This is a genomic window from Flagellimonas yonaguniensis (genome assembly GCF_029193885.1).
Lineage (GTDB): Bacteria > Bacteroidota > Bacteroidia > Flavobacteriales > Flavobacteriaceae > Flagellimonas > Flagellimonas yonaguniensis.
The window spans coordinates 1-18134 of the sequence record NZ_JARFVB010000005.1; the positions used below are offsets into that span (position 1 = coordinate 1).

The following is an 18134-nucleotide window of genomic DNA, read 5'->3' on the forward strand; positions in this document are numbered from 1 at the left end:
GAATCAATGAGAAGAAAATTGAAAAATAAAAACTAAGTTTAACCCAAGGATAGATCAAATCTGGGCAGTCCATTTGCCATGGTCAGTTTCATCCGGCGAAGGTGGGTCAGTTTACCCGGCTTATCCACCCAAAATTGCAGAAAAGGTACCCAACTATCTAATTGCATCTTATTTGGGGATTACTGCTGAATTTTTAAGCAGAATTCGTAAAAAAATCGAAGCATCTTGAACTAGGTCAATTTTTTTCACTTTCTGGATTCGGAATTTTGTCTCATAATCAAAATTTATGAATATGAACAAAGTATTGATCATCAACGCAAGTGTAAGAAAGGAAAAATCGCACAGTAGAAAGCTCACACAACTATTCAAAGAAAATTGGCTAAAGAAAAATCCCAACGACGTTTTCACACACCGAGAAGTAGGATTGGAAGAGATGCCGCCCATTGATGAAAAATGGATTGCAAGTGCATTTGTCAAACCCAGTGACAGAACAAAAGAAAACCAGTCGGGTGTGGCCCTTAGCGATGAACTGGTAAAAGAGTTTAAAGAACATGATATTTATGTTTTGGGAACACCAATGTACAACTGGTCAATTCCAAGCGGACTAAAATCTTACATCGACCAACTTATGAGGATTAACGAAACTTGGAAATTCCGTTCAGGCAAACCAGACGGGGATTATGTTGGTATTCTTGAGAATAAAAAAATGTTCATTCTGTCAAGTCGTGGTGACACAGGTTATGGAGAAAACGAAAAAAACGAACATATGAATTTCCAAACAACCTATTTGAAATTCGTTTTCGGGATTATGGGTATAAAAGACATTTCCATCATCTCATTGGACAATGAAGAGTTTGGTGGAGAAATATTTGAGAACTCTAAAAAGGAAATCTATCAAAGGATTGAACATATCTAAAGACTGTTTCCAATAATGTGCATAGACAATAGTGGTCCCAGTGCTAAACCAGATGCTACTGTTTTGATTATATTTATACTCAACAGAACAGCAAGTGCATAAAACCCAAAACTATTTATACACTTGACCGTTGGGTGCTATTTGGACAAAAATCAGAGATGAAAGAGCTATTAAAAGAAGATTACTCAAAAGTCATTGGTGCATTAAAGGAAGTTAAAATCAATAATCTGTTTGCACGTGCCGTTGTGGAAAACCACGTGTCGGGAAAGGTTTATGTTGACGACGTAAATAATCCAACAACTGTTTACGTAATCCACCCATATGGAATGTCGCTGCTTTTTGGTAAGCACGACAACCAAGCATTTAACAGAGCATTTAAGGATTATGCCTTGAACAAGGAAAACTTAAGAGACACACATGAATGGATGCAAGCATATCCAGAACAGTGGGATTCGACACTGAAGGAATTGTTTGCCGATTGTTCGATTAAATCATCTGATAACGATTCAGGTCAAACAAAAAATATAGTTGAACTTAATACAAGAGTGAATTTTAAATTCAACCCTGAAAAATATGCAAGCCTTAAAAAAGACATAAAAGTTCCAACAACATCGGCTGTGAGAACAGGAAAACAGGAATTTGAAAGTATGCAGGGAACTGTTATCCCTTTGAATTTTTGGAACAATGCGGATGATTTTATTGACAATGCGATTGGTTACAGCACATACTATGAAAATGAACTTGCATGTACGGCTTACGCATCGGTCATAATTGACAAATTTTTAGAACTTGGCATGGAGACCGTGCCTAAATTTCGGGGAAAAGGATTGGCACGATACACTTGCAGTAAGCTTATCGACCACTGTTTGAAAAATGATTACGAACCAATTTGGGCATGTCGATTGGAAAACATAGGCTCATATACATTGGCTCAAAAATTGGGGTTTGAAGATGTTCTGCAAATTCCATATTATCGATTGAGCAATTAAAAAAACCGCGAACAACAATGGCCATATATAATGTGGATTGAAGTGTTAAATCGAAGTTTCAGCTTTCTATTCAGCTCACAGTTTGGATATTTATGAAATGAGAATCAACAAGTATGAAGGTGGACAAAATTGAAAACTTCCCGCTTTCCATTCCCACACTGCTCATAGCTGGGACGTTATACCCAATTAAAACTTATCAAGTGTAACAATTCTTTCCATACTTAGTCCTAATAAGCAAGAAACTAGAATTGAAGATGAAGCATATAACCATTACGAGCATAATCCTTTTCCTTATAATAAATATAAATTATACGTTTTCCCAAACGAGAACAAGTAATATTGAAAGCCCGTTAGAATATTTTAATCACAGAACCGAAGCGATAAACTCAGTTAAGAATGAAAAATGGCAAGAATCCATTGAAATTTTAAAAAGCCTGACCACACAATATCAAAACGACGCTGATTTATTTTATTTGTTAGGGCTGTCCTATTATGAAACTGGACAGTTCACAAACGCAATTATCTCATTAAAAAAAACTCTCGAATCTGGAGGTACGATATTAACTGATATACCGACAGGCTCAGCACCCTCTAACGATATAATGATTAAAATTGCCAAAGCCTATGCCAAAGATGGGGATAAGGAGAATGCTTTATTATGGTTGCAAAAAGGATTTGCATCTCGTTATGACGAAAAACCGTTCTTAAAAAATGATGCTGCTTTTAAAGACTTCATTGAGGATGAAAACTTTTTAGCACTGTTCGGTAACGATAATCATACAAATACTACAAGAGAAGAAGCTTGGGCCAAAGATATTTCATACTTGGAAAACAGAATTAACGAGTTACATTATAGCCCTTATCACGCCATTTCCAAAACAGAATTTTCAAAAGCAATTCTAAATTTAAAAACAAAAATAGCCTCATTGAATGATGAACAAATAATTGTAGAATTAATGAAAATTGTTGGTAGTTTGGGTAATGGACATAATTTAATTGTTCCAACATCCCCCAACAAAGGTGCCTTAAAGAAAATTCCAGTTCAGTTTTATCAGTTTAGTGATGGACTTTTTATTGTTGATGCTGAGATTGGCTTTGAACAATGGATTGGTTATGAAGTGGAATCGATTGGAAATATAACCGCTGAAGAAGCACTTCGAAGAACAAATGCCATAAATGCCAGGGATAACGCTATGCAAACACTTTGGTTAGGTCCATATTATTTAGGACTACCAGATGTGTTGAAAGGCTTAGGAATTGCGAAGAACGCCAATCAAGTAACAATTACTTTAAGGGATATAAAGGGTAAGCCCCAAAAAGCAATAATGAATCCGGTATCTTGGAATTTTTCCGGTTTTCCTAAAATACCTAAACTAAAAGGCGGTGAACAACCATTGTTCTTGTCAAAAACAGAAGACCCATATTGGTACAAATTAATCCCAGAAAACAATAGTATCTATGTTCAGTTTAATATAGTTGCACAAAAGGAAACACAATCCTTAAAAGATTTTAATATCGAATTACGTAGTCAGGCATCTAAAAACAAGGTTCAACATTTAATTTTGGATTTAAGACATAATCATGGTGGAAATGGTTCCATTTTGCCCCCAATGTTAAAAACCATTATCAATTTCGAGGTTATGAATCCAGATGGAAGCGTTTTCGTATTAATGGGACGGGAAACATTTTCTGCGGCTCAAAACTTGCTAACGGACATCACAAAATATACCGATGCAATTCTTGTAGGCGAACCCAGTGGTTCAAAACCAAATCATATAGGAGAAGCAGGATGGTTTAAGATGCCATATTCAGGGTTAATGGGGGTTATTTCCACACAATTTCATCAAACATCAAAAGCAGAAGACAATAGGAATTGGATTGCTCCCCATATTCCAGTTAGCATATCATCAACCGATTATTTCAATGGAAATGATAAGGCTTTGGATATCATAATGGATTTAATAAAGTCTGATGAAAACTAGGTGTAACCACGTATATAAAAAATAACGGGAGTTGGTCAAGAGAATAGTAATCACTACTTTAACCACCTTTAAGCAAGCGGTGAATGTCCAGACCATAAATCCGACTGCTCTTGTACGAGCCCCGTTGTGCATAATTTAAACCAAGTAAATGATAGGAATTTTAGTGATAATTGCAATTTCTTGGTTGCTTTTATATTTTATTGAAAAACAGCATATTTTAGCTTTAGGGTTTCTGCCAATAGTACAAAGGCTGAAACAATTCTTGATCGGGTTTTTATTAACAGGTATACTTTGTGTTTTCATCCAATATTTAGAGGCATACCTAAAATCATCTACTTGGATTTTAAATAAGAATGTTACGAGCGGAATAATCTTAAAATCATTGTGGTGGGATTTTAAATCCGTATTGACAGAAGAACTGATTTTTCGTGGGGCACTATTATACATTCTTATCCAAAAAATAGGCTCCAAAAAAAGCATCTTGATTTCCGCAATAGCATTCGGAGTTTATCATTGGTTCTCATACGGGGTTTTAGGAAATGTAATGGCAATGATCTTGGTTTTTATCGGAACTGGGTTGATGGGTTACGCTTGGGCTTGGGCTTTTTCAAAAACAAAATCGATGATGCTGCCTATCGGACTTCATTTGGGGTGGAATTTCATTTACAATACTATATTTTCAAAAGGACCTTTAGGCGAATTGGTGCTGATTTCAAAAGGTGGAAACGAATTGACTGATTGGATTTCATTACTGAATTTTGTTAGCGGTTTAGTTATAGCTCCTATTTTAGTTCTGATTTATGTAAAATGTTTTGTAAAAAAAGAAACAGAAATAAAAACTATGCCTGACAATGAACTGAGTTGAAAAAACATGTTCTTTTAGGCCAATTTTGACACATGGTTATCATCATAGGGCGGCCCTGATTCCGCACACAGCTTTGGCTCGCAGGAAAATCCCGCCTACCGGTAGGCAGGTGCACCGGCCATGCCATCGCTCACTGTGCGTCAACCACAATGAAATGATGGGCGAGACCGTTATGGGTAATTAAGAAATTCACAGTCCTGAATTATGACAAAGAAAAAAACAAAACGAATTCTGGGGATAGTATTAATAGTTGCATCAATATCCTCCTTGTACTTTGTTCCATGGCTATTGGTAAAAGCATGGATACTGCCGCTGCCTGATACGGTTCAGGAACAAGTGGATGAAGCCATTGATCATGGTTTTGACGGAATGATTGTTTATATTGACCAAGCTGGTAAACCACCTCAGTATTTTGCTTCCGGTTGGCATAATCGAGAATCCGAGACACCTGCCAATCCTCACGCATTGTTTAAGATTGCCAGCATTAGCAAGCTATATGATGCTGTAGCGGTTACGAAACTGGTAAGTGATGGACGACTTTCTCTGGATAAAACCATAGCTGATTATTTACCAGAACTTGTGGGCAGAATCGAAAATGCGGAGAAAATTACCTTGAGGTTGATGATACAGCATAGAAGTGGAATGCCCAACTTCACAGACACTCCAAATTTTTGGGCAGCTCCAACACAATCTTATGAAGAAAGTCTTGCATTGATTCTGGACAAGCCGGCCAATTTTGAACCCGGTAAAGACTATGAATATTGTAATACGAATTATCTTTTAATCAATAAGATAATGGATGATGCACTTGGCTATAGTAACTTTCAATTCATACAGGAAGAAATTTTAACTCCCCTCAACCTAAACAACACCTTTGGTTCTTTGAGCGATGTAAATATGGATGATGTGATGAGTGGTTACCATGTAGGGCATCCCTTTGACTTAAAGGCAGACGAACATGGGATGCTTGCCACAGCCGAAGATGTGGGCACGTTCCTGAGGGCATTGAACGATGGCTCGTTATTTAAACCGGGAGAACAGGAAATATATGCTTCTATTTATGAATACGAACATGGAGGCTGGGTTCCGGGATACCAAAGTTTTGCAAAATACCACGAAGATCTTGATGCTGTTACCATTGAGTTCTACAGCACAACCGATCCTAAACTGTACAATTGGAACTTATCAGAAATCATCAACAATAGGATTGTTAAAATTCTGAAAAGGAAAAAAAGTTCATGACAATGTGAAAAGGCATTAAAATGCCCTATGTACTTACCATTAGGCAACATTTGTACAAAACAAACTATCCTATCAAAATATAAGAACCTGATTGAATATGAGCACATTACAAAAACTGGGGTTTTCAGAAAACACTAAACTGCTAATAATACATGCAGATGATGCAGGGCTTTGCCATTCTGAAAACAAAGCTACAATTCAATCGCTGGAGGAGGGATTTGTCAACTCTTACAGTATCATGGTTCCTTGTCCTGGGTTTGAGGAAATGGCGGAATTTGCCAAAAAAAATCCCGGATTTGATAATGGTATTCATTTAACCCTAACCTGTGAATGGGAAAGTTATAAATTCGGACCAGTTCTACCCATTTCGAATGTTCCTAGTCTAGTTGACGCAAATGGACATTTCTTTAAAAAAAGGGAACAGCTAAGAAAAAATGCCAATAAACAAGAGGTTGAACGAGAACTTCGGGCACAAATTGAGAAAGCTTTGAATTTTGGCTTAAAACCAACACATATCGATTCACACATGTACAGTGTAGGAGCTGACCCAGAGTTTTTCAAAATTTTTAAGGCTTTGGGCAAAGATTATGGCCTTCCCGTCCTGATAAATGAACAAATGATGGATATGGTAGGCCTAAATTCTAAAGGGAACATTGAAGAAAGTGATTTTTTAATTGACCACACTTACGTGGGAGAATATAAACATTTCGAGACGGGCAATTTGGCGGACTATTATACCAAAACACTCGAGAACTTAAAAAATGGACTTAACCTTATCCTTATCCACCCTGCGTTCGACGATAATGAAATGAAAGAAGTTACCATAAACCATCCAAATTTTGGTTCTAAATGGAGACAAATCGATTTTGATTTTTTCACAAACCTGAAGAATAAGTCCCTTCTCAAAAAGAACAATATTCAATTAATCACTTGGAATGAGATCAAAGAGAATCAAATTTAAGATGTACATAAGCTGGGGTATCCACACCATGAAAAAACTTCTATTCCTTTCGATTTTATACCTGATTACCAGTTGTTCTGGAGATAACATAGATAAGACCGAACAAATAAAAAAGTACTACGAAGGTTTCAAAAACTCAGATTTCAATCAAATCAAGGAAGTCATATCGGATAGCCTTACCATTACCGAAGGCGATTATGTGATGAACTTTGATCTCGAGGGTTATTACGAGCAATTTAAATGGGATTCCATTTTCCAACCCAATTATAAATTGATTTCCGTTGAAAATCAAAATGGTCAATTCACAGCAACGGTTGCTGTGGAATCGCTCAGGTTCGAATTTTTAAAGAACAATCCGTTGACCTGTAAACATCGTTTCAGTTTTACATCAGGCAATATTGCCAAAATTGAGAATCTGGACTGCAAGGATGCCAATTGGCAAGTTTGGCAACAACAATTGGATTCACTGGTCAACTGGGTCAAGCAAAACCACCCGGAACTTAATGGTTTTCAACATGATTTAAGTATGGAGGGTGCACAGAATTACCTAAGGGCCATTAAATTATATCAAAACACCAAAAAATTTTGACAACTACCCCATCTTAGGAAACTCCCAACCGTTGTGGTATTGGTTCGTCAACAAAGTATCCGCCTCAGAATGGTTGAACTTATGGTTGTCTACGTCCCAAAAAAGACGTTCGCCCGTTTTGTAGGCAATATTCCCCAAATGGCTTACCATTGCGGCATCGTAACCTACTTTTATCGGGGCTTTAAGTATGGATTTGTCCCTTGTTTTTACCGCTTCCAAAAAGTTTTGGGTATGCAACCCCAAACCTTGCCCCACTCCTTTTTGCAAAGGGACTGTTTCGATTTTAGGACCTAAATCTTGACTCCAATGCGGTCGGTCGTGCTCTGGGATAACTTCCCATCCACCACGGTCCAGCACCAGGGTTCCGTTATTTCCAATGAAGGCAATACCATGATTTCTACCATAGTTTCCGCCATCAATTCCCGTAGCATGCTCCCACAACAGGGAAAAATTACCAAAATCGTAAATTGTCTGTAACGTATCGGGAGTTTCTGCAGCATCGCCGGGATAGGCAAATTTGCCCCCCATGGCCATTACGGATTTCGGAGTGGAAGCTTTCATTCCAAAAAGTGCATAATCGATTAAATGTACGCCCCAATCCGTCATCAATCCACCTGCATAGTCCCAAAACCACCTAAAGTTAAAATGAAATCTGTTTTTATTGAACGGCCTTTGCTCCGCTGGCCCCAGCCACATTTTATAATCCACACCTTCGGGAACTGGGCTGTTGGGAACCACGGGGACAGACTGCATCCAACCCTGGTATGCCCAGGCTTTTACCAAACGAATTTGTCCCAATTTACCTGAATGCACATAGTTGATGGCATCCACAAAGTGGGGTTCGCTACGTTGCCACTGCCCTATTTGCACCATCCTGTCGCTCGAGTTCACTTTGGCAAGCATCGCATCGCTTTCCGCAACAGAGTTAGCAATTGGTTTTTCGCAATAAACATCTTTACCTGCATCAATGGCATCCGTAAGTTGTAGGCAGTGCCAATGATCAGGTGTTCCTATTATGGCAATGTCAATATCCTTGTCTTCCAGTAGCTTTCGATAATCAGAATACCATTTTGGTTTTTTAATACCTCCTTTTTCCAGCTCTGCGGTTTTTTCACGAAGTACGTTTTCATCCACATCGCATAGGGCAACAATATCCACCTCGCTGTTTTGTAGCATGGAACTCAAATCGGAAAAACCCATTCCATTACATCCAATAAGACCAACTTGTATTTTATCGTTGGGGCTGATGTTTCTTCTGATGGACGCCAATAATTCCATCGGAAACACCATTGATGCTCCCAACCCTGCTACGCCCAATCCACTACGCTTTACAAATTGTCTTCTTGTTCCCATATATTTTAAATTTGGGATAAGATACAAAAAAACGTCCCTGGAAAATTAGATTTCCAGGGACGTCCCATTGGATATATGCTATTTCGCTTACTTCTTTTCGGCGGGAGTGTTCAATTTTTTGCTCATTTCCATGGAGATGGCTGAGCGATCGAACTTTAAACGACCTGCCATGGTCTCGATGACACAGGAAAAGTCTTTGTCGTTCAATTCCACGATTTTGCCGTGAAGCCCACTTTTAGTGATGATTTTATCACCTTTTTTAAGCTCCGAAGCGAATTTTTTCTCATCCTTCTGACGTTTGATCTGCGGGCGAATCATAAAAAAGTACGCCACAACAAAAATCAATATCAGCGGAAGTAATGATTGAAGGTTTTCCATTTACGTCTTTTGATTATTTTACAGGACCTGCTGGTGTAGCTCCTGCTGCTTGAACAAATGCCTTGATTCTAACGATTTCAGAACCTTTGGCAGTATTGGCTGTTACAGTGATGGTCTTGGTCACTTGATTTTGACCGGAACCGTTGAATTTAACCAACAACTCTCCAGTATCCCCTGGTGCGATAGGCTCTTTTGGAGGATTTGGCACTGTACATCCACAGCTGCTTTTTGCATCGGTAATGATCAAAGGAGCATTACCTGTGTTTGTAAAGGTGAAAACAGTTTCTTGTGGAGTTCCTCTTTGGATGGTGCCGAAATCGTGCTCTGTTTTCTCAAAGGTCATTACAGGAACTTTTTTATCAGCTTCATCTCTGCTCACAGCACTTTCCACATTGTCAGCAACTATTTTTTCAGATGCTTTGTCCTTACATGATACGCTGGTTAGGGCAACCACCATGATCAAACTTAAAATTGTTGTTATTCTTTTCATGATTAAAATTTGTTTTCCCAAAATTAAGGAATTATTGTTTATTGCAAACCGCGGCCAATTTTTTGGAGCCTTCCGTCCGATTTATACTCCTTTGCCAACTTGTCCAAAACCCCATTGATAAAGATGCTGCTCTTGGGTGTGGAGTATTCCTTGGCAATCTCCAAATACTCGTTCAGGGTTACTTTTTCCGGAATGGATGAAAAGTTCAACAACTCACAAATGGCCATTTTTAGAATGATGGAGTCAATCTCCGCAATACGATCATTGTCCCAATTCGGCGTCTTGCCCTCTATTTCCTTCTCCCATTTGCCATCGTTGAGCAAGGTCTTGGTCAAAAGGTCATTGGCAAAGTCCATATCCTGTTGGTCCTTGAGCAAGGAAGGTAAAAAGAAACGGTCGCCCGAATCCTGTTTAGCCTTTTTAAGGCGTTTTACCAAAAAAGTGTTCACAATAGGAAAATCGTCCACCCAAGTCAATTTATCGTCTTCAATGTAATCGTAGATCTTTTCGTTGGGCGCAATGATTTCTTTAAAAAGTTGGATGACCACATTACGGTCATCGGCGTAGCTATCCTCGTCATTGGACATATAATCCTTGTAAATGTCACTCGCAACGACGGTCTTGTATACGATTTTTACATATTCATCGTTCAAATACCAATTGTCCAACTTTCGATTGGATAGTTCGTTCTTCAGTGCTTCGTTGTTTACCAATTGCAATAACAATCGGTTTTTTACAAATTTTTCAGGATTGGGGTAGTTGTCCTCTTCCGTGGCCACATATTTTTTGGAAGCATGGCTCACATGTTTTTCTGCCAAACGGTGAAGTTCGGCCAAAAGGCTTAAAATCAAAATGTATAGAACGTACATATTTTCTATACTGACTCGCAGAAACTTTTCCTGCTTTTGCAAAGAATCGTCCTTGGATTGCACCAATGCATAAATACATTGCATCACTTTTACTCGGATGTGCCTTCTGGTTAACATGTTTAAAGAACTTTTAAAGTCATTGTTTGGCTTTCACACCGCAAAAGTAATCTTATATTTGAATCTTACCTACCAAACTTGCTTTCTTATCAGTTTTATAACATTTACTTTGTGTGGTATGGTATATATTTGCAGGATTATCTACCGCTACAGACGCTAAAAAAACCACCTTTTCCCCTTTTTATGAAGGAACTAAAGCACCTAAATAAATACTTTAAAAAATATTGGCTCAAACTGTTTTTGGGGATAATCATTACGATTATCGCCCGTGTTTTTTCCTTGGTAATGCCTTCCTATGTGAACAAATCCATACAGGCCGTTGAGGATTTTACAGCTGATGTGATTTCACTTTCGAATGCCAAAGGCTTATTGCTTCAATATATCCTGATTATCGTTGGAGCGGCTATTTTATCGGGACTTTTCACCTTTTTGATGCGCCAGACCATTATCAATGTATCCCGATACATTGAATATGATCTAAAAAACGAGGTGTTTGACCATTATCAACTCCTGAGCCTCAATTTTTATAAGAAAAATAGGATCGGGGATCTCATGAACCGAATCAGTGAGGACATCAACCAAGTACGATTGTACGGTGGGCCTGCCATTATGTACGGCATACAAACCTTGACGCTTTTTGTGTGCTTGGTTCCATTGATGTTCATAAAGGCCCCTACTCTGGCGGCATATACCTTGCTACCACTTCCTATTTTATCTGTTTTGATTTATCAAATCAGTAAGGTCATCCATAAAAGAAGTACCAAGGTGCAGGAGTTTTTGTCCACCCTTTCCACTTTTACACAAGAATCTTTTTCAGGTATATCCGTCATCAAGGCATACAGCATTGAGCCAAGAATAAATACGGAATTGAGGGGACTGGCCAACGAGGGAAAAGATACCAGTATGGCCTTGGCCAAAGTAAATGCCTGGTTTTTTCCTTTGATGATCTTGTTGATCGGTATCAGTAATGTTTTTGTCATCTATATTGGGGGAAGACAGTATATCAACGGGGAAATCGAGACCATTGGGATCATAGCGGAATTCATCCTTTATGTGAACATGCTCACTTGGCCTGTTGCCGTTGTGGGCTGGCTGACATCCATTGTGCAGCGGGCAGAGGCTTCACAGAAGCGTATCAATGAATTTTTGAAGGAAGAACCTTCCATCCAAAACCTCGTTGGAACACCTACGCCGATCAAAGGGGATATAGAGTTCAAAAACGTGACCTTTACCTACGAAGACACCAATATTACGGCCTTGATTGATGTTTCGTTCAGTATAAAAGCAGGACAGACCGTGGCCATTTTGGGTAAAACGGGGTCAGGAAAATCCACTATCTTGGATTTGGTGGCCCGTCTGTACGATACCTCTTCCGGACAAGTGTTGATTGACAGCGTTCCGGTACAAAACTTGAATTTGGACAGCCTTCGAAGTTCCATTGGTGCCGTCCCCCAGGATGCTTTTCTATTTTCGGACACCATTGAGAACAATATCCGTTTTGGCAACGAAAATGCCACGCATGATGACATTGTGGAGGTTGCCAAAAAAGCGGTAGTGCATAAAAACATTGAAGGCTTTGCCAAAAAATACGATACGGTCTTGGGCGAAAGGGGCATCACGCTCAGTGGAGGTCAAAAGCAGCGGGTTTCCATTGCCCGTGCACTTTTAAAAGATCCAAAAATCTATTTGTTCGATGATTGCCTGTCCGCTGTGGATACGGAGACCGAGGAAGAAATCCTCAACAATTTAAAGCAAGTTTCCGAAAGCAAGACCACCCTGATTGTGAGTCATAGGGTGTCATCTGCTAAAAACGCTGACAAAATCATTGTGCTGGATGGCGGTCGCATCATTCAAGAAGGTACCCACGAAGAATTGAACAATACCGATGGGTATTACAAAGACCTTTATATCAATCAACTTTCAGGTAAAGAATCATAAAAAAGTTGCTGAATTAGCTTTTTTTTTACATTTTTGATGACATAATTCAACATAGTACCAATATACACTATACCATATGGGCCAGAAAGATACAATGGATCAGGAAGAGATTTATTCGAAAGTCTTAAGAGCAGGAAGGAGAACCTATTTTTTTGACGTTAGAAGTACCAAGGCCGGAGATTACTACCTAACCATCACTGAAAGTAAAAAGTTTACCCACGACGATGGTTCTTTCCACTACAAAAAGCATAAAATTTATCTGTACAAGGAAGATTTCAGTGCTTTCCGTGAGATAATGGAGGAAATGATGGATTACATTATCGACGAAAAAGGTACCGAAGTCATCTCTGAGCGTCATCAAAAGGATTTTAAAAAGGAAGAAGGAAGTTTTAGTGAAAATGGAAGCGCAACTGACAACAACTTTACCGATGTCAGTTTTGACGATATCTAAAAATAAATTCCTTTTAAATAGTACAACGGCCTGTAATTTTACAGGTCGTTTTTTATTTTTATCCCATGCAATAGCAATCTTAAAATTGAAGAACAATGGCTAGGACACCCAGCAACATGCTTCCCTTGGACACCAAGGCACCCGATTTTGAATTATTGAATGCAGTTTACAATAAAACAATTACCCTGAACGATGTGAAAGGAGAAAAAGGGACGGTGGTCATGTTTATTTGCAACCATTGCCCATTTGTGATCCATGTAAATCCAATGATTGTAACATTGGCGAAGGAATATCAGGATAAAGGGATTGGCTTCGTGGCCATTTCCAGTAACGATGTGGAAAACTATCCGCAAGACGCACCACATTTAATGAAGGAAAAAGCCAGTGAAGAAGGCTATACCTTCCCATATCTGTATGATGAAACCCAAGAAGTGGCCAAAGCTTATGATGCAGCCTGTACGCCCGATTTTTATCTTTTTGATGCAAACATGAACTTGGTGTACCGTGGACAATTGGACGGTTCCAGGCCTGGTAATGATGTTCCCTTAACTGGGACCGACTTAAAAAATGCCTTGGACGCCGTTCTGGACAATAAAGAAGTGGATAGCGAACAAAAGCCAAGCTTGGGTTGTAACATTAAATGGAAAAATGTATAGCCCCCAACTTTAGCCTACCAACCTTTACGCTTTATCAGATTTTCAATATGGGCAAAATGATGGTTGCTGTGCCATGCATAGCGGGCAACATTTTCTTTCAATGTGGTTTCCTGGTTTCCATCTGGGTGGATGAAGCTACGATGTAAATCCTGCTCCGAAAGGCCTTTCAGCAAATAGACCAATTTGGCATGTATGGCACTCAAATGGTCCAAGGACATTTGTATGGGTGCCGTGCGTGTATCGAACAATTCGGCCCATGCCTTTTCATTATAAGCTTTTATGGTTGGGGTGTTTTCCGTTAAGGCCCATTTGAAACGGATGTAGCTGTTATGATGACTATCGGAAATATGATGAACCAACTGCCGTACGGTCCATCCCTCAGGACGATAAGGAGTTTCCAATTGTTCTTCGGAAAGTGGAGACACCAAATTTGTCAATCGCTGTGGCAGTGTTTCCAAAATCATGATCCATTCTTGAAGATCGGATTCCGTAATGGATTCGGGGGCCTCGAATTTTCCGATAGGGTAACGTAGTTGTTCCAATGTTTCTTTTTTCATCCTCTAAAAGTAATACTTTGATTGATGGGATTGCATTCCATTCAAAAATGCTGGGTTTTTAATACACTTTTAACTGATTTTAAACGCGACAACCAAATAATCTAGTAATTTTGTAGAGTACTGATTTACAAACCTAAAATTAGAAAATATATGGCAACTTTAAGACTGGGAGATACTGCTCCGGATTTTACAGCGGTTACTTCAGAAGGAACATTGAACTTTTACGAATATCTTGGAGATAGTTGGGGTATCTTGTTCTCACACCCTGCGGACTTTACTCCCGTATGTACCACAGAGTTAGGTACTGCAGCCAAGTTCAAGGATGAATTCGACAAAAGAAACGTGAAAATGATGGCACTCAGCGTTGATGGTGCGGCATCGCACGCAGAATGGATCAAGGATATCAACGAAACACAAAACACCGAGGTCAACTTCCCAATAGTTGCCGATGTGGAAAGAAAGGTATCGGACCTTTACGATATGATTCACCCAAATGCCGATAGTACACTTACTGTTCGTTCGGTTTTTATCATTGGTCCTGACAAAAAAATCAAGCTTACGTTGACCTATCCTGCTTCAACTGGGCGTAATTTTTATGAATTGCTGCGCATAATCGATTCTTTGCAATTGACGGCAAATCACAAAGTGGCAACGCCCGCAAACTGGAAAAATGGAGAAAAAGTGGTGGTAAGCCCCGCCATACCTACGGAAGAGGCCAAAGGAATCTTTACCAAAGGAGTGGAGGAAATCAAGCCATATCTACGTTTAACACCCGATCCAACAGTTTAATTTTTTTATTTATAAAGATTTAGGCTTTTTCCCAATAAATTAAACGTACCTTTGGAGCCAATTAATTTTTTTCAATTTATATTATGAGTAAAGGAACAGTAAAATTCTTCAATGACTCCAAAGGTTATGGATTTATCACTGAAGATGGTTCAAACACAGATCACTTTGTACACATTTCTGGTTTAATCGACGAAATTAGAGAAGGTGACGTTGTAGAATTCGAACTACAACAAGGTAAAAAAGGATTAAACGCCGTTAATGTACAAATTGCGGAATAGGTTATAATTAACTTTTTTATAGATAAGGCCCGGGCAAATGCCCGGGCTTTTTTTTTGCTCCTGATACGCAACCAATCCACTTTTTGCTATCTAAATAATAAACACAGTTTCCCATTAACCATTAAACCAGTATAAATGAACACCTTTTTCGGAATACTTTCGTTCCTTTTGATTGTTAATGCCCTATTGTTGATGTGGAGCGTAAACGGTTCCAAAAAATCATTTAAACAATCAACTGAACAATAGGTAGGGTTTTTAATCGTTGGATTGTTACGTAATAAATACGTACAGCCATGACCACTTTTTTCAGTATTCTGTTCTTTTTGCTTGTTCTAAATCTTTTCTTGCTTTTGTTGAGTGTGAACAGGGCCAAATAAAAAAAGCTCCCATTCATTACTGGAAGCTTTTATGTTTATATGAAGGACCTTTATTATTTCACGTTCATCAGTTCCACATCAAAAATCAAAGTTGCGTTTGGGGGAATAACCCCACCTGCTCCCGTACTTCCGTAGGCCAAGTGCGAAGGAATGACAAATCGAGCCTTGTCCCCTACTTGCAATAGTCCAATGCCTTCGTCCCAACCGGGAATTACTTGCCCTATGCCCAAAACAAAATCAATGGGTTGGTTTCTTTTGTAGGAAGAGTCAAAAACTTGACCGTTGGCCAATGAACCTTCATAATGTACGGAAACGGTTTTGCCTTTTTCAGCTTTCACACCACTTCCTTTCTGAATCATCTTGTAACGCAATCCACTATCGGTTTTGTCAAAACCTGCAGCCAATTTCTCCAGCTCGGCCTCAGCTTGTTCTTTTTGCTCGGCAATACGTCTTTCACGTTCACCCTCAAATACCCTAAAGGCTTCAATAGCGTTCCATTTTTTGGCTTCGTCCCCTACTCTAACAATTTCCAAGGTTTCGATGGTGTCGCCTTGTGCAATGGCATCCACTATATCCTGACCTTCTTCCACACGGCCAAAAACAGTGTGCTTGTTGTCCAACCATGGGGTAGCCACGTGGGTAATGAAGAATTGGCTTCCATTGGTTCCAGGGCCAGCATTGGCCATGGACAGCACCCCAGGACCATCGTGTACCAGGTCGGGATGGAATTCATCATCGAATTTATACCCAGGATCGCCAGTTCCAGTTCCTGTTGGGCATCCGCCTTGAATCATAAAATCGGCAATTACCCTATGGAACTTTAACCCATCGTAATATGGTTTTCCCTGTGGTTTTACACTGTTCTCCATATTTCCTTCGGCCAGTGCAACAAAATTGCCTACCGTGCCCGGTGTTTTATCATGGGTAAGTTTTACCAATATTTCCCCTTTGGAGGTATTGAACTTTGCGTAGATTCCGTCTTGCATTGTATTTTATAATAAATTATTCGAAACTTAATTCTCTTTTTTCAAGGGTGCAAAGATAGGGTTTTAAGAGCTATTTTATGATGGGAAGGATTTCAATTGGCTTATATACTTGTTGTTTCTATATGATCATCATCAATTGCCACAGTATTTTAAGTAATTATTGATGGTTTTTGATTAATTTCTATGAAATTTGGATTTAATATTTGCTGATTTATAAGTATTAAAACAATGAGACATGAAAAAACACTGACCTTTCTTTTTTCAATTTTTGTACTAACCAGCGTGTATGGACAAAAAGACAATAAGAGAGTTATCTCCACCATAGACTCCACCCAGAGCCCCGAATTGGTATTGGTTCAAGAAATTACTTTGAAGGCTTCATTGGACAAGGTTTGGAGTGCCTACACCACCAAAGAAGGTTGGGAAAGTTGGGCCGTTCCCCTGGCCGAAGTAAATTTCAAAGTAGGCGGAACCATCAAAACCAATTACAATAAAGAGGGAGTCATTGGCGATAGTACGACCATCACAACCCATATTGTCAACTATGTGCCCAAAAAGCTGATTACGCTACAGGCGGAAATAACGAATAATTTTCCTGAATTCATGAAGAAGGAAGCTGAAGACTTCTACAACGTTATATATTTTAATGAGTTGAAAGATGGGTTTACCAAAGTAGAGTCCTACGGAATTGGATATAAAAACACGCCAAAGTATCTTGAGTTGATAAACTATTTTATTCCAGCAAACGAACAGACTTTAATGAGCTTGATTGATTACTTGGAAAATGAATAGTCCTCAATTGTCATATTAAAGGAAAACAACTATAAAAATGGAACAATCAATATACCATGATCTGGAAGTCAACGGGACAATTGAAAAAACATTCAAGGCCATAACACAACCCGAACACCTGATTAATTGGTGGCCACAAAACTGCAAAGGAATCCCAAAAGAGAATGAAGTGTACAATTTTTTCTTTACTCCTGAGTATGATTGGTATGGAAGAGTCATCAAGTTGGAAGAAAACAAATCTTTCCATATCAAAATGACCAAATCCGACCCTGATTGGAACCCGACATCTTTTGGATTTGACTTAGAAGAAAACAGCACAGGTACAGTTCTCCTAAAATTTTGGCATACAGGATGGCCTAAGTGCAATCATCATTTTAGAAGGTCTTCCTATTGTTGGGCTATCTTGTTGAAAGGTTTAAAGGATTACGTGGAACATGGGAAAATCATACCTTTTGAAGAAAGGCAGTAATGGCATCATCCATTTTTTTGTAAATTCATTGATGAAACAACAACTCTTTTGCAGCTGTACTTCAGATTCTGATTGCATCAAACCATAAAA

General features: G+C 38.9%; 21 protein-coding genes. 14 read left to right on the forward strand and 7 right to left on the reverse strand.

Translation table 11 applies throughout. The annotated features are described in order from the left end of the window. Positions 1-38: 38 nt before the first annotated feature. Positions 39-167, reverse strand: coding sequence for a hypothetical protein (locus PY092_RS09690; protein WP_275615653.1), 129 nt, complete (start codon positions 165-167; stop codon positions 39-41). A 125-nt stretch (positions 168-292) separates the two neighbouring features. Between PY092_RS09690 and PY092_RS09695 the strand changes: the two genes are divergently transcribed. The 7 genes from PY092_RS09695 (at position 293) to PY092_RS09725 (ending at position 7544) form a co-directional block, all read left to right on the forward strand. Beyond that, positions 293-916: an FMN-dependent NADH-azoreductase gene (locus tag PY092_RS09695; protein ID WP_275615654.1), complete on the forward strand. Its 624-nt coding sequence runs from the start codon at positions 293-295 to the stop codon at positions 914-916. Positions 917-1074: 158 nt separating this feature from the next. Beyond that, complete coding sequence (locus PY092_RS09700) at positions 1075-1905, forward strand: GNAT family N-acetyltransferase (protein ID WP_275615655.1); 831 nt, start codon at positions 1075-1077, stop codon at positions 1903-1905. A gap of 254 nt (positions 1906-2159) precedes the next feature. Next, on the forward strand, positions 2160-3887 hold the full coding sequence (locus PY092_RS09705; protein WP_275615656.1) for a hypothetical protein: 1728 nt from the start codon (positions 2160-2162) through the stop codon (positions 3885-3887). Between the two features lie 148 nt (positions 3888-4035). Then, a complete protein-coding gene (locus PY092_RS09710) occupies positions 4036-4752 on the forward strand; it encodes a CPBP family intramembrane glutamic endopeptidase (RefSeq protein WP_275615657.1) in 717 nt (238 codons plus the stop codon). Between the two features lie 204 nt (positions 4753-4956). Beyond that, positions 4957-5994 (forward strand): serine hydrolase domain-containing protein, encoded by a 1038-nt coding sequence (locus PY092_RS09715; protein ID WP_275615658.1) that lies wholly within the window; start codon positions 4957-4959, stop codon positions 5992-5994. A 97-nt stretch (positions 5995-6091) separates the two neighbouring features. After that, the gene (locus PY092_RS09720) at positions 6092-6955 is read left to right on the forward strand and encodes a polysaccharide deacetylase family protein (RefSeq protein ID WP_275615659.1); all 864 of its coding nucleotides are present in this window, start codon (positions 6092-6094) and stop codon (positions 6953-6955) included. Positions 6956-6983: 28 nt separating this feature from the next. Continuing rightward, positions 6984-7544: a hypothetical protein gene (locus PY092_RS09725; protein ID WP_275615660.1), complete on the forward strand. Its 561-nt coding sequence runs from the start codon at positions 6984-6986 to the stop codon at positions 7542-7544. Between the two features lie 3 nt (positions 7545-7547). Here PY092_RS09725 and PY092_RS09730 read toward each other — a convergent pair whose 3' ends face one another. The 4 genes from PY092_RS09730 to nusB all read right to left on the reverse strand — a co-directional run bounded on the left by PY092_RS09730 (position 7548) and on the right by nusB (position 10751). Then, complete coding sequence (locus tag PY092_RS09730) at positions 7548-8897, reverse strand: Gfo/Idh/MocA family protein (protein ID WP_275615661.1); 1350 nt, start codon at positions 8895-8897, stop codon at positions 7548-7550. 87 nt (positions 8898-8984) lie between these two features. After that, positions 8985-9275, reverse strand: coding sequence for a preprotein translocase subunit YajC (gene yajC, locus PY092_RS09735; RefSeq protein WP_275615662.1), 291 nt, complete (start codon positions 9273-9275; stop codon positions 8985-8987). A 13-nt stretch (positions 9276-9288) separates the two neighbouring features. Then, positions 9289-9765 carry a DUF1573 domain-containing protein gene (locus PY092_RS09740; RefSeq protein WP_275615663.1) on the reverse strand — a complete coding sequence of 159 codons (477 nt, stop codon included), beginning with the start codon at positions 9763-9765 and terminating at the stop codon, positions 9289-9291. A gap of 38 nt (positions 9766-9803) precedes the next feature. Then, a complete protein-coding gene (gene nusB, locus PY092_RS09745; protein WP_275615664.1) occupies positions 9804-10751 on the reverse strand; it encodes a transcription antitermination factor NusB in 948 nt (315 codons plus the stop codon). Positions 10752-10934: 183 nt separating this feature from the next. Here nusB and PY092_RS09750 point away from each other — a divergent pair, with 183 nt between their 5' ends. From PY092_RS09750 to PY092_RS09760, 3 genes are all read left to right on the forward strand, one after another. After that, the gene (locus tag PY092_RS09750) at positions 10935-12689 is read left to right on the forward strand and encodes an ABC transporter ATP-binding protein (protein ID WP_275615665.1); all 1755 of its coding nucleotides are present in this window, start codon (positions 10935-10937) and stop codon (positions 12687-12689) included. A gap of 76 nt (positions 12690-12765) precedes the next feature. Beyond that, positions 12766-13140, forward strand: coding sequence for a PUR family DNA/RNA-binding protein (locus PY092_RS09755; protein ID WP_127138808.1), 375 nt, complete (start codon positions 12766-12768; stop codon positions 13138-13140). A 95-nt stretch (positions 13141-13235) separates the two neighbouring features. Then, entirely contained in the window at positions 13236-13796 is a 561-nt protein-coding gene (locus tag PY092_RS09760; RefSeq protein ID WP_275615666.1) for a thioredoxin family protein, read from the forward strand. Between the two features lie 14 nt (positions 13797-13810). Here PY092_RS09760 and PY092_RS09765 read toward each other — a convergent pair whose 3' ends face one another. After that, positions 13811-14353: a YfiT family bacillithiol transferase gene (locus PY092_RS09765; protein WP_275615667.1), complete on the reverse strand. Its 543-nt coding sequence runs from the start codon at positions 14351-14353 to the stop codon at positions 13811-13813. A gap of 150 nt (positions 14354-14503) precedes the next feature. Here PY092_RS09765 and PY092_RS09770 point away from each other — a divergent pair, with 150 nt between their 5' ends. Continuing rightward, positions 14504-15142: a peroxiredoxin gene (locus PY092_RS09770; RefSeq protein WP_275615668.1), complete on the forward strand. Its 639-nt coding sequence runs from the start codon at positions 14504-14506 to the stop codon at positions 15140-15142. A gap of 83 nt (positions 15143-15225) precedes the next feature. After that, the gene (locus PY092_RS09775) at positions 15226-15420 is read left to right on the forward strand and encodes a cold-shock protein (protein WP_108246532.1); all 195 of its coding nucleotides are present in this window, start codon (positions 15226-15228) and stop codon (positions 15418-15420) included. Between the two features lie 430 nt (positions 15421-15850). On the opposite strand, the gene PY092_RS09780 is transcribed toward PY092_RS09775, so the two are convergent. After that, on the reverse strand, positions 15851-16783 hold the full coding sequence (locus PY092_RS09780) for a peptidylprolyl isomerase (RefSeq protein ID WP_275615669.1): 933 nt from the start codon (positions 16781-16783) through the stop codon (positions 15851-15853). Between the two features lie 228 nt (positions 16784-17011). Between PY092_RS09780 and PY092_RS09785 the strand changes: the two genes are divergently transcribed. Then, positions 17012-17575 carry an SRPBCC family protein gene (locus PY092_RS09785; protein WP_275615670.1) on the forward strand — a complete coding sequence of 188 codons (564 nt, stop codon included), beginning with the start codon at positions 17012-17014 and terminating at the stop codon, positions 17573-17575. A gap of 37 nt (positions 17576-17612) precedes the next feature. Further along, a complete protein-coding gene (locus PY092_RS09790) occupies positions 17613-18044 on the forward strand; it encodes an SRPBCC family protein (RefSeq protein ID WP_275615671.1) in 432 nt (143 codons plus the stop codon). Positions 18045-18134: the final 90 nt, after the last annotated feature.

Coding starts and splice junctions, on each gene's coding strand:
- nusB (WP_275615664.1), bottom strand. CDS start 10,751: ATGTTAACCAGAAGGCACATCCGAGTAAAAGTGATGCAATGTATTTAT.
- PY092_RS09715 (WP_275615658.1), top strand. CDS start 4,957: ATGACAAAGAAAAAAACAAAACGAATTCTGGGGATAGTATTAATAGTT.
- yajC (WP_275615662.1), bottom strand. CDS start 9,275: ATGGAAAACCTTCAATCATTACTTCCGCTGATATTGATTTTTGTTGTG.
- PY092_RS09720 (WP_275615659.1), top strand. CDS start 6,092: ATGAGCACATTACAAAAACTGGGGTTTTCAGAAAACACTAAACTGCTA.
- PY092_RS09790 (WP_275615671.1), top strand. CDS start 17,613: ATGGAACAATCAATATACCATGATCTGGAAGTCAACGGGACAATTGAA.
- PY092_RS09730 (WP_275615661.1), bottom strand. CDS start 8,897: ATGGGAACAAGAAGACAATTTGTAAAGCGTAGTGGATTGGGCGTAGCA.
- PY092_RS09740 (WP_275615663.1), bottom strand. CDS start 9,765: ATGAAAAGAATAACAACAATTTTAAGTTTGATCATGGTGGTTGCCCTA.
- PY092_RS09710 (WP_275615657.1), top strand. CDS start 4,036: ATGATAGGAATTTTAGTGATAATTGCAATTTCTTGGTTGCTTTTATAT.
- PY092_RS09765 (WP_275615667.1), bottom strand. CDS start 14,353: ATGAAAAAAGAAACATTGGAACAACTACGTTACCCTATCGGAAAATTC.
- PY092_RS09775 (WP_108246532.1), top strand. CDS start 15,226: ATGAGTAAAGGAACAGTAAAATTCTTCAATGACTCCAAAGGTTATGGA.
- PY092_RS09770 (WP_275615668.1), top strand. CDS start 14,504: ATGGCAACTTTAAGACTGGGAGATACTGCTCCGGATTTTACAGCGGTT.
- PY092_RS09690 (WP_275615653.1), bottom strand. CDS start 167: ATGCAATTAGATAGTTGGGTACCTTTTCTGCAATTTTGGGTGGATAAG.
- PY092_RS09695 (WP_275615654.1), top strand. CDS start 293: ATGAACAAAGTATTGATCATCAACGCAAGTGTAAGAAAGGAAAAATCG.
- PY092_RS09755 (WP_127138808.1), top strand. CDS start 12,766: ATGGGCCAGAAAGATACAATGGATCAGGAAGAGATTTATTCGAAAGTC.
- PY092_RS09725 (WP_275615660.1), top strand. CDS start 6,984: ATGAAAAAACTTCTATTCCTTTCGATTTTATACCTGATTACCAGTTGT.
- PY092_RS09780 (WP_275615669.1), bottom strand. CDS start 16,783: ATGCAAGACGGAATCTACGCAAAGTTCAATACCTCCAAAGGGGAAATA.
- PY092_RS09705 (WP_275615656.1), top strand. CDS start 2,160: ATGAAGCATATAACCATTACGAGCATAATCCTTTTCCTTATAATAAAT.
- PY092_RS09760 (WP_275615666.1), top strand. CDS start 13,236: ATGGCTAGGACACCCAGCAACATGCTTCCCTTGGACACCAAGGCACCC.
- PY092_RS09785 (WP_275615670.1), top strand. CDS start 17,012: ATGAGACATGAAAAAACACTGACCTTTCTTTTTTCAATTTTTGTACTA.
- PY092_RS09700 (WP_275615655.1), top strand. CDS start 1,075: ATGAAAGAGCTATTAAAAGAAGATTACTCAAAAGTCATTGGTGCATTA.
- PY092_RS09750 (WP_275615665.1), top strand. CDS start 10,935: ATGAAGGAACTAAAGCACCTAAATAAATACTTTAAAAAATATTGGCTC.